We start from the raw sequence: 15,991 nt of genomic DNA, 5'->3' as shown, positions 1-15,991 counted from the left end.
CAGCCTAATCGACGAGACGGTGGGCCCAGATGACGGCGGTCCAGCTGTAATTGCCGATGCCGTAGCGCGCGATCAACGTGTCGATACGAACGTTGATCCGCGCAGAATGAATGCGGCAGTGAACGATGAAGTACCCGCTGTTCACACCGACTATCGATCCATCGGGGAGCGCGGCGCCCCCTTCGCCTGGCACGAGCGCTTCAGCAATATCGCCGGTGCTGACGAAGTAGGCCGTATTGCGGCGCTCGACGAGTCTACGTGCCTGGCTGCTCGATAACGTGGGAATCGCGGCCATCAGAACCGGCGCCGCTGCGGTATTCGCGTTGACCGTAGTGAAGTCCGGCAGGATCGTGACGAATGGCGTGAGCGTTTCTATCGTGTGTGCATCGTAGCCCGGCACACGGGCGAGATCGACCGTTGAAACGAGTTGCAACGGCCAGTCGCCCGCGCTATTCGACTCGCGCAGGGAGCTGAGGATGTAATCGGCGGTTTGCTTCGCGAGCGCCGGATCGACGGACAGTTCTCCAAGCAACCTGCGATAGGCAAGCAAACCGTCGCTATTGGTCTGCCAGGGCTTACCAGGCGCAATGCGCGACACCAGGTTCATCAGATTGAACTTCATCTGCGCGTCTTCTACCTCACCGGAGATCTTCGCACGCGACAGTTCCGCATTGACCGCGGTCGCGGCGGGCGGCATGAAGTCGGCCAGTTGTACCTCGGTGGCCGGGGCCGACCATGGTTGTCCGTTGTACGTCACGTTCGAGGTAATCGTTTGCGCGCGCAATACGGCGCGTGCCCATTCCACGGCCGCGCGCTCGGCCCACATCGTTTCGACGGCGAGGCGCTGGTTTTCCACGTCGCGCGTGGCGACCTGCTGACGCCACATCACGCTCGCGGCAAGCACGGCGGCGAGCGCAACGATCAGGAGTACGGCCACGATGGCGATACCGCGCTCGCGCCGCGCCGCTACCGTCCTTGTCGTCGTCCTTCTTGCCGTGCGGCGGGATAGGCCCTCGTGCATTTAACGGATCCCGCGGGAATGGAGTGATTGATCTCAGGCTTCGAAGGCGAGCCATGCGTGCAGGATGCTGGCATGCGCAGATGACGATATGCCGACACCCGCAATGAGACCGGCAGCCCACAACGCGATGACTGTCGACGGGGTGCCGTGTGTCCCGACCGCCAGCGGACCGACCAGGCCGGTGATGGCGTTGGTTCCCCAGAGTACGAGTGTGAACAGCGCACAGCACATCGGCATGCTGACGGCAAAGTAATAGAGGGTGACGTCGCGTCGGCTGGTGAAGCGCGCGCGGTGATGGCGCTGGTTGGTGAGCAGGATCGCGAGGCCGTTGGCGAGCGGCACGACGGCCATGGTGGCGGGCCAGAACCACGGTTGATCGCTATGGGGGTTGATCGTCAGCAGGGTGCCGATTGCCCAGAACGGTGGCGCGAGCAGCGTCAGCGCGACCCACGACAGCAGATGCCAGCGCAGCCATGGCGTGCGCCAGTACAGCGGCGCCGGTACATGATTGGTGGGGGAACTGTCGCGCGGCAAGCGGCCGGAGGCCGTGGGCACGGCGCTCAACCTTCCAGCGATTCGTCGCAACAGCATCGTAATGATCAACATGGGCCTGCTCTCCGTCCGCTTCGTTCGTGTACTTACTTATTAAGACGTTTAGACGACGCGTATGCCGCACAGTCGGATCGCAACGTGGTGTGTGCCGTTTTCCTGAGGCATGTCTCGCTACGGAGTCATGCAAGCGTCACATTTCATTTCTAGGATACGTCGTCAGGTTTCGTAATGGATGCCGTTGGGTGCTATCGGCTGCCATGGAAACCTGTCTCGATGGCACATCGTCTTTTTCCCCATCTATCTTCTCGTCCAGAGTTGCCTGCTTCCCGGAGATCGGCACGGAATCATTCTCGCTTTGCGCTTTCGCGGTCGCCGATCGACTCGTGCGATGCCCGGCATTTAGCGGAATCGTTCTGTCAGCAAAACCAGGTATCGAATGCGTTTAAAAATATGCGGGTTATGCGGATTCGATTCGTCCTTAACGATAAGAGCCTTGATAGCGGATTCGACGAGCCGCGAAAACAGGATGTGGGACGTTGATGGATTCAGTTTTTGACGCGCGGGGTGTTGTGTCATCGACTGACTGCAACGAATAGCGGCGCTAGTGATCTTGATGAACCTCATCGCCACCTTCTTGTTGAGGATGGCGAATTATATGTCACTGGTCTGTAACGAAATTGTGTTAACGGGGCGCCGTCGTTAGATGTGCCCGTGGCAGCAATGATCTGGATCAGAAAAGGGGAGTGGCGCATGCCGCCAAGAGCAGACGGGGAACCACACGAACACAGGCGCCCTGCGAGGCACCAGTGTCTTGCGGGTGTGGTGCTGATTAGCGGGTTGAGTCTTACGGTTGGCGTTCGTGCGCAGCAGGCCGCCGGTGCGGCGCCGGTTGCACAGCAAGCATCGAATGCGCCGAGAACGTTCGATCTGAATGAATTCATCGTGCGCGGCAACACGAAGCTGCAAAGCGTCGATATCGAAAAGGCCGTGTATCCGTTCGAGGGACCGGGCAAGACGATCGACGATGTGAACGCGGCACGCGATGCATTGCAGAAGACGTATCAGGACAAAGGCTATCAGTCGGTCGTAGTGGAGCTTCCTCAGCAACAGGTCAAGGACGGAGTGATCGTGCTACAGGTCGTCGAGGCGAAGGTGGGGCGGCTGCGTGTGGAAGGTGCGCGGTACAACTCGCCGCAAAACATCCGCGACGCGGTGCCGGCGCTCGCCGAAGGCAATGTGCCCGACTTTACGCAGGCGCAGCAGCAACTCACAGACCTGAACCGCTCGGCCGACCGCCAGGTGATTCCGGTGCTGAAGCCCGGCGCATTGCCGCAGACCGTCGACGTCGACCTGAAGGTCGACGATCACAGCCCGTTGCACGGTACGCTCGACATGAACAACGACAACAGTCCGGGCACCTCATCGCTACGGACTAGCGCCACGCTCAGCTATTCGAATCTCTGGCAGCTTGGCCACGTTCTGTCGGGGACCTATCTGATCGCGCCTCAGCATCCCAACGATGCGCGCGTGTACTCGTTCTCCTATCTGGCGCCGCTGAAAGACTCGCACTGGAGCTTTCTCGCTACCGTCATCCACTCGGACAGCAACGTTGCGTCGCTCGGCAACGTGAGTGTGCTCGGCAAGGGCACGACTTATGGATTCACGGCGATCTACACGTTGCCGGGCTCCGACACCTATGCGCAGTCGGTCAGCGTTGAAATCGACCGCAAGCACTACGACGAAGTCGACTCGTTGCCGGGGTCGACCTCGACAGCACCGCTAACTTACGTGCCGGTGACGATTTCGTACAACTCGCAACTGAGCCTGAAAAACTCGCAGACCGCATTCTCGGCGTCGCTCACGACGACGATTCGCGGTATCGGCAGCGATGGCGCCGCGTGGGACAACAAGCGCTACAACGCGACACCGGACTTTGTGTACGGCAAGTTCGACATCAATCACACGCAGCTCTTCAACCACGACATCCAGGCCAACGCCCATGTGAGCGCGCAGCTCGCCAGTGCGCCGCTGGTGTCGAGCGAACAGTTCGCCGCGGGCGGTATGAACAGCGTGCGCGGCTACATGCAAGCCGAAGACACCGCAGACAGCGGCGTGATCGGTTCGCTCGAACTGCGCAGCCCGTCACTGACGAAGTATCTCGGCGGGGCTGTGGGAAGCCAGATCAACGAGTGGCGCTTCCACGCCTTTATCGATGCGGCGCATTTGTGGCTTCTGAGCCCGCTACCTGAACAGACCTCGAGCTTCAACCTGCTGAGCGTCGGCGTGGGTACGCGGTTGCAGCTACTCAAATACGCGAGCGCCGATTTCGAAGCAGGCTGGCCGCTGAAAGCCGGTGTCTACACGAAGCAATACAGCCCGCGCTTCGATTTCTATGTCCGGCTGGGCTTCTGATACGCAATGACTCTGATGACCTTGAACGATTTTCAAATCTGTTGTGCCAGCGCCCGGAGCACGGGCCGGCTTATTCCGGGGAGTGGATTGTGAAGCGAGCGTTATTTCTCTTTCTGTCGGCCGTCACGGTGCTGCTGGGCTGCGTGCCGGGCGTCGCCAACGCGTGGTGGCAAAACGACTGGTCGTACCGTAAGGCCATCACGATCGACACGAGCCCGAAGGGGGCGAACCTCGCGGAATCGGCGGGTCGCGTGCCGTTGCTGATCCGTCTGCATTCCGGCAATTTCCAGTTCGACGGGCTCGAGGAGAACGGCGCGGATATCCGCTTCGTCGCCACTGACGATAAGACGCCGCTGAACTATCACATCGAACAGTACGACGCGGTGCTCGGTGTGGCATTGATCTGGGTAGACGTGCCGCAGATGCCCGCGGGCGCCACCGAGAACATCTGGATGTACTACGGCAACAAGAAAGCGCCGGACGGCGCCAAGGCTGCCGAAACATTCGATCCGGACTACACGCTCGTGTATCACTTCAATGGCGCAGCGGGTACGCCGGCGAAAGACGTGACCGCGTACGGCAACAACGCGCAGAACGCACCGGCGAAAACCGTCGAGGACGGCATCATCGGCAAGGCGGCGAAGTTTGACGGCACCACGCCGCTGAACCTGCCAGCCAGTCCTTCGCTTGCTGTGAGCGCAGGTGGGAGCTTTACGTTCAGTGCATGGGTGAAGCCTGCTGCGCTGGCACCGAACACACTGATCTATGGTCGCCGCGATGGCGCGAATGCGCTGCTGATCGGGCTCGATAACGGTGCGCCGTTCGCGGAGATCGATGGTGCCCCAGGTAGCACGGCGCCGGTGCGGACGCCCGCTGCGCAGCCGGTGCCTGCAAGCCAGTGGACCTACCTCGCAGTGACCGCCGACGGCAAGAACCTGACCGTCTATGCGAACGGCAAGCAGGTTGCACAGGTTGCCGCAACGTTGCCCGCGCTGACCAGTGCCGCCACGGTGGCCGGCGACGTAGCGGGCTCGACCGCAGGCTTCGCCGGCTTCAACGGCACGCTCGATGAATTGCGTCTGTCGAAAGTCGCGCGCTCCGCTGCGCTGATTTCACTCGATTCGTTTTCCCAGGGCTCGGAATCGAAGCTCGTGAACTACGGTGCCGACGAGAAGCAGTCTGGCTTCGGCTTTGGCTACTTCGGCGTGATCGTCAAGTCGGTGACGGTCGACGCGTGGGTGGTCATCGGCATCTTGCTGGCGATGGCGGCGATCTCGTGGGTCGTGATGTGGAACAAGGCGTCGTATGTCGGCACCGTCGACAAGGCGAATAACTACTTCGTGCAGCGCTTCCGTGAAGTCGCGGGCCGGCATCTGGTAGGGCTCGCGCATGTCGACGAGAAGAGCAATGAAGGCAAGCGCCTGTATCAGTCGTCGCTGTATCGGCTGTACAAGGCGGGCGTTCATGAAATTCACAGCCGGGTAGACGGCAACGGCCGTACGGTCATCACGACGGAATCGATCGAAGCGATTCGCGCGTCGATGGATGCCACGCTCGTGCGCGAAAACCAGCGTCTGTCGAAATCGATGGTGCTGCTGACCATCGCGATCTCGGGCGGCCCGTTCCTTGGCCTGCTCGGCACCGTGGTCGGCGTGATGATCACGTTCGCTGCGATTGCCGCAGCGGGCGACGTGAACGTCAACGCGATCGCGCCGGGTATCGCGGCCGCGTTGCTGGCCACGGTGACCGGTCTGTTCGTCGCGATTCCCGCGCTCTTTGGCTACAACTATCTGCTGATCCGCAACAAGAACGTGACCGCGAACATGCAGGTGTTCGTCGATGAATTCGTCACGCGTCTCGCGGAAGCGCATCGTAGCCCCGATCACGCACTGGCCGGCGACTGAACACACGGGAGAGTTTCACCATGCAGGTTCAGGACGACGACAAGCCGTATGACGACATCAACATCACACCGATGCTCGATCTCGCGTATGTGCTGCTGATCATCTTCATCATCATGACGACCGCGTCGGTGCAGGGCATCAAGGTGGACCTGCCCAAGGCGAGTTCGGCAGCGAGTCTCGCGAAGCCGAAGACCAAGGCGATCACGGTCTCCGATTCGGGGCAGATTTTCCTCGACGCGTACCCCGTGACGATGGACGAACTCGAGAACCGCCTGCGCACCGAGAAGGCGACGAATCCGGAATTTCCGATCGTGCTCAAAGGCGACTCGACCGTGGCGTACCAGAAGGTCATGGACGTACTCGACCTGTTGCGTCGACTCGATCTGTCGCAGGTGGGACTCGTGACCGGCAAGGCGCAGGCCGGTTCGGGTGCGGGCGGCTAGGGGACACGCGATGGAAATGACCTACCCCGACGGCGGTCCCGGCGACGGCCCTGGCCGCTTCATCAAGCCGGTAGTGATCGCGCTGATCGTGATCGGCCTGGGGGCGCTCGTCTGGCACTTCGCCAGCGACACGGCAGGGGTAAAGCGCGCCGAAGCACCGCAGGTGACGACCGTCATCCCGCTGCCGCCACCGCCGCCCCCTCCGCCACCGAAGCAGAAGCCGCCTGAAAAAATCGACGACGTGAAGACGCCGGTGGACAAGCCGACGGTTGCACCGAAACCGTCCGAGGCGCCCAAGCCGTCGGACAACCAGCCGAAGCAGATGACGATGAACACGTCTGCGCAGGCCGGTACGGACAACTTTGGCATTGCTGCGGGCGATGGCTCAGGGATGGCGGGTGGTGGTGGCGGCGGACGGTTTGGCAACGCGAGCTACGCGCAATACATGGTCTACACGCTGCAGCGCGCGATCGAGCAGGACAAGGGCGTACAGGACGCGGGCGGGACACGCTTCGCGGGCAACCTGAATCTATGGATGGAACCTTCGGGCCGCATTACGCGGGTGACGGTCGCGCAATCGACCGGCGACGCCAAGATCGACGCAGCCGTGGTGGCCGCAGTTGAAGCGCTCGGCCAGGTAGACGAACCACCGCCACCCGCGACGACCTACCCGGTGCTCGTGAAGTTGCTGGGGCGCAAGCCGGGTTGAAACGACATCGATACAAAGCAGATCCACAGATTTCGAACACAGGGGCAGTCCCAATCACAACGGGACAGTGCCGGTAAAAAAACAGCGGTTATGCGGAGAATCAGAATGATTGGCAAGATGAGCTTTCGGGGTGAAGGAACACGCGGTGGAGGTAAGCCCTTTCGCCGCTCGCGCATCAGCGTAGCGGTCTTCACACTCGGCATGGGATGCGCCGCCGTTGCGCATGCACAGTCGCTGGAGACGCAGGCGGGGAACGCCAAGGCCGCGCCCACCGAGAGCGTGGTGATCAACCTGATCAATCTGCTCGTCAAGCGCGGGGTGCTGACACAGGCCAATGCCAACGATCTGATCAGCGAGGCAAAGAGCGAAGCGGCGCAGGCGAAGTCGGCGAACGCATCGTCTGCGCGTGGCGGCGTGGCGGTAGTGAATGGACCGACCCAACCCGGTGACGTGGCCGTGCCCTATGTGCCGCAGATCGTGCGCGACCAGATCCGCGATCAGGTCAAACAGGAAGTCGTCGCGCAGGCGAAGGCGGAGAACTGGGCACAACCGAACACATTCCCGGACTGGGTATCGCGCATCAAGCTCGACGGCGACCTGCGTGTGCGTGACGAATACCACTTCTACGGCAGTGGTAATGCGAACAACATCACGAACTTCTCCGCGATCAATCAGGCCGGCGGATTCGATATCAACGGAAACACGAACAACACGCAGTTTCCGACGCAGAACACGACACAGAACCGCAACAACCTCGAGCGTTATCGTGCGCGCTTCGGCTTGACGGCGACGCTGACCGACCAGTTGAGCGCAGGCATCCAGCTCGCTACCGGCAACGACAACGCACCGGTGACGACCACGGCCTACGCGGGCAACAACTTCGGCAAGCAGAACATCTGGCTGAACAAGGCCTTCTTTGCGTACAAGCCGACGAGCTGGCTCAACGTCGTGGCCGGTCGTTTCGACAATCCGTTCTTCACGTCCGATCTGCTGTTCTCGAACGATCTCGAGATGGACGGCCTCGCGTTCACCTTCAGCCACGATCTGCCCGCGAATCACGACGTCAGGCTGTTCGGCACGTTGGGTATTTTCCCGATCCAGTACTCGTCCAACGGCTTCCCGAACAACAGCACCGACAAGGTCGGTACCGATACGCGCTGGATGTTCGGCGGCCAGTTCGGTGCGGAGTGGAAGATCAACGAGCAGAACCGGCTGAAGGGTGCCGTCGCCTACTACGACTTCCAGAACATGCGCGGCACGCTGTCGTCGCCGTGCGCGATCTATCTCGGCGCGACGAGCTGCGGCACCGACAACGAGGCCTGGGTGCCGGCCGACATGTTCGGCGGCAATACGCTGATCGCACTGCGCAATATCGTGCAGAACCCGAATCTCGCACCGGGCCTGACACCGGAGTCGCAGCTGTTTGGTCTCGCCTACAACTACCGCTTGCTCGATATCAAGGCGCAGTGGGACACGGTGCTGGCTGACCGCGTGAAGGTGCGGCTCGATGGCGAGTTCGTGCGCAACCTTGCGTACAACACGAACAAGGCGTTCAGCGCAGCGTCGCTGCCGGTCAACAACTACGATTCGACCTCGCCGAATGTGAACCAGGGCGACTATCGCAGCGGGCCGAACGGTTTCCTCGCGAAGGTCACGATCGGCGAGCCGGATCCGTCGAGCAAAGGCCAGTGGAACTTCACGATTGCATACAAGTATCTGCAACCCGATGCGACGCTCGACGCGTTCAACGATCCCGACTTCCACCTGGGCGGCACCAATGCGCGCGGTTATATTCTCGGCGCATCGTATGCGGTTGCACGCGATACGTGGCTCTCGGCGCGCTATCTGAGCGCGAAGGAAGTGTACGGACCGCCGGTATCGATCGACGTGCTGCAGCTTGAACTGAACGCACGCTTCTGATGAGGCCATCGATGAAGACACGTCATCTCATCGTCGTTACGACCGGCCTGCTGTGCGGCTTGCTCGGCGCGGCAGGACCGGCTTCGGCGCAGAGCATCGAGGAAAAACTGCGCGCCGCACTGCGCACGACCACCGAGCAGTTGCGGCAGATCGAAGACACGCAGGCGCAGTTGCAGGCCGACAAGACGAGCGCGGAGCAGCAGCGCGACAAGGCGCTCGCCGATCTGAAGCAGGCGCAGTTGCAGCTAGCGGCGACGCAGGGCAAGTCGAGCGGCGAAGCGGCGGCCCAGAGCGCGCTGTCCGCCGAAAAGGCGAGCCACGCGCAGGACACGCAGCAGCTCGCGAAATACAAGTCCTCTTACGAGGAGTTACTCGCGGTGTCGCGCACGCGCGATGCCGAGCGCACTCAGGCGCAAACCGACCTGAAGACGCGTGACACACAACTGCAAACGTGTCAGGCCAAGAATAGCCAGTTGTATCAGGTCGGGCACGATATTCTGAATGCATACGAACACGTGGGATTCGGCACTTTGCTCTCATCGCGGGAACCGTTCGCACAAAGTGCACGTGTGAAGTACGATGACATCGCGCAGCGCTACGGCGACCAGCTGTATGACGGCAGGTTCGATCCGGCGGCGCGGCCGGCCACCGCCGCGACGGCCGCAACCGCAGCTTCGGCTGCTGGTGCGGCGGGTACGTCAGCGGCGCAGAAATGACCTTCATCGAGTACACCACCGAAGCGGAGACCATGATGAGCAACGAAGCAATCCATTCCAACGGCATCGAAGCCGGCACGAGCAACGCGGGTCTTGCTGCAGTCGACTCTGTGTTCGACGCAATCACCGCCGAACAACTCGCAGAAATTTTCAAGGCGTCGGGTTATCGCGTCACAGCCGCTGAACAGAATGGCGTAGTGCAACTGATGAGCGCGAGCCAGGGCGTCGGTTTCGTTGTGCGCTTTGGCAATGTGGCCACACCGGGTACGGTTCAGACCACCGGCGATGCGCCGGCCTATCTGGACTACACGCTCAGTTGCGCGCTGCAGGTGCAGGGCGATCTGCCGGCGGATCTGGTGCCGAGCTGGAATCGTACGAAGCGTTTTGCGCGTCTCGCGGCGCACGCGCAGTTCCTCGTGCTGGAACTGGACGTGGTGGTCGCGGGCGGCGTTGCCACGGCACACCTGCGTTCGATGATCGAGCTGTGGGACCGCTTGCTGCAGGAATTCCTGCTGCATCTGCGTAACCGTCCGGCGATGGCAGCTGCCGATGCTGCGGCGGTCGACACGGGTAGCGAAAGTGGATTTCAGGTGCACAACGCGGGAACGACGACGCAATAACGCAGGCTGACAGGACGGGCTCGCAGGAGCCGATCTGCGTGTGCAGATAAACGGCGCCTGCGAGTACCGCCTGTGAATGCAAACGATGGGGGCAAGGGTGAAGAAGCTGGCAAGTGTAGTGAGTGGTTTGGTACTGATTCTGATTCAGCCGGTTGCGGGACATGCTCAAGGCGACGTGATCGCGAGTACGGCTCAGGCGTCGGTTACGCAGACGGATATCGATACGCTGATCAAGTCGTTGAATGCAGACAGTCGCACGCGGCTCGCAGCCGACCCGGCTGCGCTGGACCAGATCGTGCGCTTGACGCTGGCGCAGAAGACCGCGCTTGCCGAAGCGAAGTCAAAAGGCTGGGACAAGCAGCCGCAAGTACAGGCCGCCATCGATCAGGCGCAGCGCGACATCGTCATACGCAGCTACCTCGGATCGGTCAGCGCACCGCCCGCGGGCTATCCGTCGGATGATGAGATCCAGGCCGCATACGACCAGAATCACAACGCGTTCGCGACACCGCGTGCGCTGCATCTCGCACAGATCTATATCGCGGTGCCGGCCAGTGCCGATGCAGCGACGTTCGAAAAAGCCCGCAAGCAGGCCGAGGATCTGGCTAGCCAGGCACGTAGCGGCGACTTTGCCGCGCTCGCGAAAGCGAACTCGCAGGACCAGGGCAGTGCGGCGAACGGCGGTGACATGGGTTACGTGCCCGAAACGGTGTTGCTGCCCGCGATTCGCCAGGCCGCCGATGCGCTCAAGCCCGGCCAGATCTCGGCGCCGCTGCGCACACCGACCGGGTTCCATGTGGTGAAGCTCATCGATACGCGCGCTGCCGGCCTGCGGCCTCTGACGGATGTGAAGGAACAGATTCGCGCGACGCTGCGCGAGCAGCGCACGCAGCAAAACGCGCAAGCCTATCTGGCGAAGCTCAGCGCGGCTGCACCAATCAACGAGGATGCGCTCAAGAAGGCGCTGGCTGCCGCACAGTAAGTGCAAGGAGAGCGGTCATGGAACATACCGCGCGTGCAGTCAATGGACGACAGGTCGAGCGTCCCGTCGTCGAGCCCGCTGTTGTCAAACCCGAACGCGAGCCGATGATCGATGCGCGGCCGTGGCTCGCAGCAGACGGCGTGGGGCGGCCGTCGCTGTCGCGCTGTCCGCTTTGTCTGGGTGAGGTCGTGCCAGTGCTCGGGATACCCGAGTTCGTGCGTCACAGGAGTGCGCTTCATGATGCGCGCTGCGTGCTGACAACCCGGACGTATCAACCGGATGAACTGGTCGTCAGAAAAGCCTATGACGTCGCAGTGGGATTCGCGCACCGGATGCGTTTCGTCCGGCGCTGGGAGTTTCACTATGCAGCGGTGCAGCAGCTCTGGCCATCGTTCACGATGAAGCGGTTTGCAACGGTGCTGGCCTGCGCGGATGTGCTGAATCTGTGGTCGTACCCGAACCTGCGTGACGAAGATCTGGCGAGTGTGCTGCTCGTGCTTTCGGGCTTTATGCGGGTCGCCGATTCCGGCGGGAAGGGTGCGCCGGAATCGGTTAGCTGGGTGCGGTTCTGGTTCGATGCGAGCGTGCGCGATGTGGGCGATCTGTGGACCACGCGCGCAAGCGCGCCTGGGCTCTTTCGCGTGGAATACCGGGAGCCGGAGAGTACGCCATTTCCGACCGGCGCTGACGTGATCGGTGGGTTGCGGGTCGATATGTTGCAGATGCCGTGGACGGATCGGGTGGCTGGGCCTGCGCCTGAATTGCATGCGGCTGACCGGGCGGCGTTTGGGCGCTTTGTCGCGCGCTCACACAGGAACTGAGAATCGTGGGGTGGGTTGGGCACGTTGGGTTGTGTGAAGCGGGCTGTGAAATCGTCTGTGAAGCGAGGGGCGAAATGCTATTCAGGCAAGCCGTAACGTTGGTGCTGGCGAGCGTCATACAGATTGGCCTCGTGGGTGCCTCGTATGCGCAGGGCAGCAACGCAACGGCGCCCGGCGTTGCCATGCCGAGCGCGTCGTCCGGCACGAAACCGGTGTGCATCGATGCGGAGGTCGATGGGCAACGGGCGCTGTCCTACGGCTGTCTGAGCGCACAGCTTGCGCCGAAGGGCACGCCAGCTGCGACAGGTGTGGCCGCCTCCCAGACCGCCGCCGAGGCGCTTGCAAACGGTCCTTCGAACCGCGTCGGAACGTTCAACCTGTCCGCCGAGCGGAACCGGTTTGGCTCGAACTGGGGCAAATCGGTGACGCCGCAACGGCCGCCGCCGTCGGTTGCTGTGCCGCCCTGATGAGCGGGCTGCGGGATGACGAGGGAACGCGTGGTGGCCAGGATCGAACGGACAGGACAGATGCGAGTGGCACAACGGGCACGAGAAGTCGTACAGGCGAAACCCAGGCGCGCGCTGCGCAGGGTCGCGGCATGGTGTGCGTTGACGCTGATTAGTGTCGGCATGGTCGCGCCAGCGGCTGCCCAGGATGCACCGGCCATGCCTACACCCGCCATGCCGAACTTCGCGATGCTCGTCAAACGCTATGGCCCGGCGGTGGTGAACATCAGCGTCACGCGCGAAGTGACGCAGATGGGTATCCAGTTGCCGCCTGGCATCGCACCGGGCAGTCCGCTTGCGCCGTTCTTTGCCCGTCGGGTGATCGGCAATCGCGAGGAAGTGAACCTCGGTTCGGGCTTTATCGTGAGTGCGGACGGCGTCATCCTGACGAACCGTCACGTGGTGGGAGACGCCAGCACAGTCGATGTGAAACTGACCGACAAGCGTGAATTCAAGGGCAAGGTGATCGGCAGCGATGCGTTGTCGGACGTCGCGGTGATCCGCATCGATGCGCAGAACCTGCCGGTGGTGGTGGCGGGTAATCCGGCCCGCACCGAGGTAGGCGACTGGGTGATGGCGATCGGCTCGCCGTATGGATTTGCGAACACGGTGACACAGGGCATCGTCAGTGCAAAAGCGCGATCGTTGCCGGGGGCCGCCTACATTCCGTTTATCCAGACCGATGTGCCGATCAATCCGGGGAACTCGGGCGGTCCGCTGTTCGATCTGAGCGGTCACGTGATCGCCATCAACTCGATGATCTACTCGAAGACCGGGGGATATCAGGGGCTGGCCTTTGCGATTCCAATCGACGTGGCGCTGGACGTCAAGGATCAACTGCTGCGCACCGGCAAGGTGAGCCGTGGGCAACTCGGCGTGGCGGTTCAGGAGGTGAGTCAGGCGCTCGCGCGCTCGTTCGGGCTTGCGAAGCCGGATGGCGCGTTGATCAGCTCTGTGGCGACAGGCGGCGCCGGTGCGCAGGCGGGCTTGCAGGCCGGTGATGTGGTGCTGGCGGTCAACGGCAGCGACATCGCCGATTCCGTCGATCTGCTCAGCACCGTGGCGAAGATCAAACCGGGCCGGCAGGCGGACTTGCTGGTGTGGCGCTCGGGGCAGTCGAACCACATCAAGGTGACGGTCGGTGCGCTCGACAGCGCGGCCGACACACCGACGAACGTGCAGACACCGGCGCGGCTGGGCCTGTCTCTGCGGCCGCTCGCACCTGCGGAACAGCAAAAGCTCGGCGTCGACCACGGTCTGCTGGTCGAGCAGGTCAGCGGCCGGGCCGCGAACATGGGCCTGCGGACAGGCGATGTGGTGCTGTCGGTCAACGAGACGCCGGTGGTGACGATCGAAGGGCTCATCAGCGAACTCAAGGATGCGCATGACCAGGTCGCGCTGCTGGTTCAACGCGGTACGGAGCGGCTTTATGTGCCGATCGATCTGGGGTGAGCGGCTGTAGTTGAGCGCGCTCGATAACACCGCGCAATCTCGCGTGGCATCGGAACAGCAAAGGCAGGCGCATGAACGCAAGAGGGCGAAGTAACCGGGGTAATCAGCCTAACCGCAACACCTGGTTCGGCATGCTTGTCGCGCTGCTGACGATGACCGGAAGTGTGACCGCCGGCTCGCAAACGCTCGACGTGCCGCAACCATGGATCGACTATGCGCATCAGGTAGGACGCCAGTTTCAGGCGTCGCTGGAAACCGATAACGATGCCGCGAACCAGCTGCACCAGTTTCTCGAAGACAGGATACTCAACGCGAAAGGTGACACGCCGCCGCCGGCCATCGTGGTCCGCGCGTGGATCGGGGCGAACGGCGCGGTGACACGGGTTGAATTCGACACGCTGGGCGACGCGAAAGCAGACGCAACGCTGCGACAGATGCTGACTGCTCACCCGATCGCCGAACCGCCACCCGCCGACATGCGCCAACCGCTACGCGTACGACTACAAATGACCGCAACCGCCGACCCAGCCTCAGGCACACCGGCGACCGCGCCATGAGCGACGGGTAAGGCTCTTTGCAGAACGATGTAGCAGCAACGATTGACGACGAGGGGATGGCAATGAAGTGCGAGATGTGGAAACCAGTGTGGCTCGCGGGAGTGTGCAGCAGCATTCTGTTGACCCTGGCAGCGTGTGCGCCGGTTAGTCATAGCGAGCGTTCCGCGACACCGCCGCCCCAGCAGGTGACTGTGGGATGCACGCTCGACACATCACGAGGCGATGAGCCCTGCATTGAGATGGCGCGGCGTGCCTGCGCCGGCGATGCCCGGTTGCGCACCGTCAACTCCAGAATGACGATTCCGGTCACGCAGGGCGTCGACCAGCATTCAGCGCCGCTTTATCAGTACTCGGTGACTTACACCTGTGACGGAGCATCTCCCGGCTGAGGCCCAGCCAGCAAGGCTCTGCCGGCATCTGGTCGGCACGTCCACCCGTGCGCCGGTCCACCTCAGGACGAGCTCGACACAGGCTCAAATTGCCGCCGATGACCAGCCAGCCGCATCGGTAGACACCCTGATAACGCCATGGCCCTGAATCCGGGCTAAAATCCGCCGGATCGAGCCACCAGCCTACGTACTGCGGTATTGCGCCGGCCTGTGCGGTTCCGTCATTGTTCTTAAACGATATATACTGTTTATATTGTTTATCGATCAGGAGGTAGTGATGAGTGAACCCCGCACCGCTGGTGCTGCGAAAAAAGCTGTTCGTCGACCGGCACCCACCCGGGGGCGCACGGCAGCGAGCGCCAAACGGGCTACCGCGCAGGCCGTCGAAGTCGTGAAGACGCCGCGCGCAGCAACCCCGGCAAAAACCGCCAAGGTTGCGAAAACGGCGAAGGTTGCAAAAACTGCGAAGGTCGTGAAGGTTGCGAAAACCGCCACGGTCGCCAAAAAAGCGAAAACCACCAAGCCGGTCGCCAAACCCGTGAAAGCGGTCAAGGAAACCAAGGCCGTGAAAACGCCGAAGGCGGTCAAGGTAGCGAAGCCGAAGGTCGTCGCACCCGAGGCAGTCGCACCCGTCAGCGTCGAGGCAAAGACGAAGCGCGCGAAGAAGGAAAAAGTCGTCCGCGACAGCTTCACGATGCCGAAGTCCGATTACGAAAAAATCGCCGCACTGAAGCAGAAGTGCGTCGAGGAAGGCGTGGCGGTGAAGAAGAGCGAACTGCTGCGAGCGGGTCTCGCGTTGCTCGAATCCGTGCCGACGAAGCGTCTGCTCGAGACGATCGCCGCAGTCGAAACGGTCAAGACGGGACGTCCGTCGAAGTCGTAAGCACGACGGTTATCGCATGATTGCCGCGCAGGCAATCGACCGTGACGGCACCGATGTGTCGTCACGGTGCGGTCATTGCACGCCGCTACGTAGCGGCGCTTGTC

The 15,991-nt window shown here is 62.1% G+C and carries 15 protein-coding genes; 13 read left to right on the top strand and 2 right to left on the bottom strand.

Annotated elements, in window-relative coordinates:
* Positions 1-4 precede the first annotated feature (4 nt).
* Positions 5-1,021, bottom strand: a complete 1,017-nt coding sequence (gene gspK / locus BWP39_RS21795) for a type II secretion system minor pseudopilin GspK (RefSeq protein ID WP_096723972.1) — start codon at positions 1,019-1,021, stop codon at positions 5-7.
* A 33-nt stretch (positions 1,022-1,054) separates the two neighbouring features.
* Entirely contained in the window at positions 1,055-1,627 is a 573-nt protein-coding gene (locus BWP39_RS21790; RefSeq protein WP_096723970.1) for a hypothetical protein, read from the bottom strand.
* Between the two features lie 696 nt (positions 1,628-2,323).
* On the opposite strand from BWP39_RS21790, the gene BWP39_RS21780 reads away from it, so the two are divergent.
* The 13 genes from BWP39_RS21780 to BWP39_RS21720 all read left to right on the top strand — a co-directional run bounded on the left by BWP39_RS21780 (position 2,324) and on the right by BWP39_RS21720 (position 15,887).
* Positions 2,324-3,985 (top strand): ShlB/FhaC/HecB family hemolysin secretion/activation protein, encoded by a 1,662-nt coding sequence (locus BWP39_RS21780; protein WP_096723966.1) that lies wholly within the window; start codon positions 2,324-2,326, stop codon positions 3,983-3,985.
* An 89-nt stretch (positions 3,986-4,074) separates the two neighbouring features.
* Entirely contained in the window at positions 4,075-5,889 is a 1,815-nt protein-coding gene (locus tag BWP39_RS21775; RefSeq protein WP_096723964.1) for a DUF2341 domain-containing protein, read from the top strand.
* A 20-nt stretch (positions 5,890-5,909) separates the two neighbouring features.
* Complete coding sequence (locus BWP39_RS21770) at positions 5,910-6,332, top strand: ExbD/TolR family protein (protein WP_096723962.1); 423 nt, start codon at positions 5,910-5,912, stop codon at positions 6,330-6,332.
* Positions 6,333-6,348: 16 nt separating this feature from the next.
* The gene (locus BWP39_RS21765; RefSeq protein WP_207557031.1) at positions 6,349-7,041 is read left to right on the top strand and encodes a TonB family protein; all 693 of its coding nucleotides are present in this window, start codon (positions 6,349-6,351) and stop codon (positions 7,039-7,041) included.
* Positions 7,042-7,146: 105 nt separating this feature from the next.
* On the top strand, positions 7,147-8,961 hold the full coding sequence (locus BWP39_RS21760; RefSeq protein ID WP_096723957.1) for a putative porin: 1,815 nt from the start codon (positions 7,147-7,149) through the stop codon (positions 8,959-8,961).
* Positions 8,962-8,972: 11 nt separating this feature from the next.
* Positions 8,973-9,677 carry a hypothetical protein gene (locus tag BWP39_RS21755; protein WP_096726085.1) on the top strand — a complete coding sequence of 235 codons (705 nt, stop codon included), beginning with the start codon at positions 8,973-8,975 and terminating at the stop codon, positions 9,675-9,677.
* Between the two features lie 35 nt (positions 9,678-9,712).
* Positions 9,713-10,297: a YbjN domain-containing protein gene (locus BWP39_RS21750; protein WP_096726084.1), complete on the top strand. Its 585-nt coding sequence runs from the start codon at positions 9,713-9,715 to the stop codon at positions 10,295-10,297.
* 106 nt (positions 10,298-10,403) lie between these two features.
* On the top strand, positions 10,404-11,279 hold the full coding sequence (locus tag BWP39_RS21745) for a peptidylprolyl isomerase (protein ID WP_407944814.1): 876 nt from the start codon (positions 10,404-10,406) through the stop codon (positions 11,277-11,279).
* Positions 11,280-11,296: 17 nt separating this feature from the next.
* Positions 11,297-12,100, top strand: a complete 804-nt coding sequence (locus tag BWP39_RS21740) for a hypothetical protein (protein ID WP_096723955.1) — start codon at positions 11,297-11,299, stop codon at positions 12,098-12,100.
* 74 nt (positions 12,101-12,174) lie between these two features.
* Complete coding sequence (locus BWP39_RS21735; RefSeq protein WP_096723953.1) at positions 12,175-12,567, top strand: hypothetical protein; 393 nt, start codon at positions 12,175-12,177, stop codon at positions 12,565-12,567.
* Positions 12,568-12,729: 162 nt separating this feature from the next.
* Positions 12,730-14,058 carry a Do family serine endopeptidase gene (locus BWP39_RS21730; protein WP_407944813.1) on the top strand — a complete coding sequence of 443 codons (1,329 nt, stop codon included), beginning with the start codon at positions 12,730-12,732 and terminating at the stop codon, positions 14,056-14,058.
* 71 nt (positions 14,059-14,129) lie between these two features.
* On the top strand, positions 14,130-14,615 hold the full coding sequence (locus BWP39_RS21725; protein ID WP_207557028.1) for a hypothetical protein: 486 nt from the start codon (positions 14,130-14,132) through the stop codon (positions 14,613-14,615).
* Between the two features lie 666 nt (positions 14,616-15,281).
* Positions 15,282-15,887: a hypothetical protein gene (locus BWP39_RS21720; protein WP_096723947.1), complete on the top strand. Its 606-nt coding sequence runs from the start codon at positions 15,282-15,284 to the stop codon at positions 15,885-15,887.
* Positions 15,888-15,991: the final 104 nt, after the last annotated feature.

It is taken from the genome of Paraburkholderia acidicola, assembly GCF_002362315.1.
Lineage (GTDB): Bacteria > Pseudomonadota > Gammaproteobacteria > Burkholderiales > Burkholderiaceae > Paraburkholderia > Paraburkholderia acidicola.
The sequence above is the reverse complement of the archived record's forward strand: the minus strand, read 5'-3'. Positions and strand labels throughout refer to the sequence as shown.

Coding starts and splice junctions, on each gene's coding strand:
- gspK (WP_096723972.1), bottom strand. CDS start 1,021: ATGCACGAGGGCCTATCCCGCCGCACGGCAAGAAGGACGACGACAAGG.
- BWP39_RS21790 (WP_096723970.1), bottom strand. CDS start 1,627: ATGTTGATCATTACGATGCTGTTGCGACGAATCGCTGGAAGGTTGAGC.
- BWP39_RS21780 (WP_096723966.1), top strand. CDS start 2,324: ATGCCGCCAAGAGCAGACGGGGAACCACACGAACACAGGCGCCCTGCG.
- BWP39_RS21770 (WP_096723962.1), top strand. CDS start 5,910: ATGCAGGTTCAGGACGACGACAAGCCGTATGACGACATCAACATCACA.
- BWP39_RS21765 (WP_207557031.1), top strand. CDS start 6,349: ATGACCTACCCCGACGGCGGTCCCGGCGACGGCCCTGGCCGCTTCATC.
- BWP39_RS21760 (WP_096723957.1), top strand. CDS start 7,147: ATGATTGGCAAGATGAGCTTTCGGGGTGAAGGAACACGCGGTGGAGGT.
- BWP39_RS21755 (WP_096726085.1), top strand. CDS start 8,973: ATGAAGACACGTCATCTCATCGTCGTTACGACCGGCCTGCTGTGCGGC.
- BWP39_RS21750 (WP_096726084.1), top strand. CDS start 9,713: ATGAGCAACGAAGCAATCCATTCCAACGGCATCGAAGCCGGCACGAGC.
- BWP39_RS21740 (WP_096723955.1), top strand. CDS start 11,297: ATGGAACATACCGCGCGTGCAGTCAATGGACGACAGGTCGAGCGTCCC.
- BWP39_RS21735 (WP_096723953.1), top strand. CDS start 12,175: ATGCTATTCAGGCAAGCCGTAACGTTGGTGCTGGCGAGCGTCATACAG.
- BWP39_RS21730 (WP_407944813.1), top strand. CDS start 12,730: ATGGTCGCGCCAGCGGCTGCCCAGGATGCACCGGCCATGCCTACACCC.
- BWP39_RS21725 (WP_207557028.1), top strand. CDS start 14,130: ATGAACGCAAGAGGGCGAAGTAACCGGGGTAATCAGCCTAACCGCAAC.
- BWP39_RS21720 (WP_096723947.1), top strand. CDS start 15,282: ATGAGTGAACCCCGCACCGCTGGTGCTGCGAAAAAAGCTGTTCGTCGA.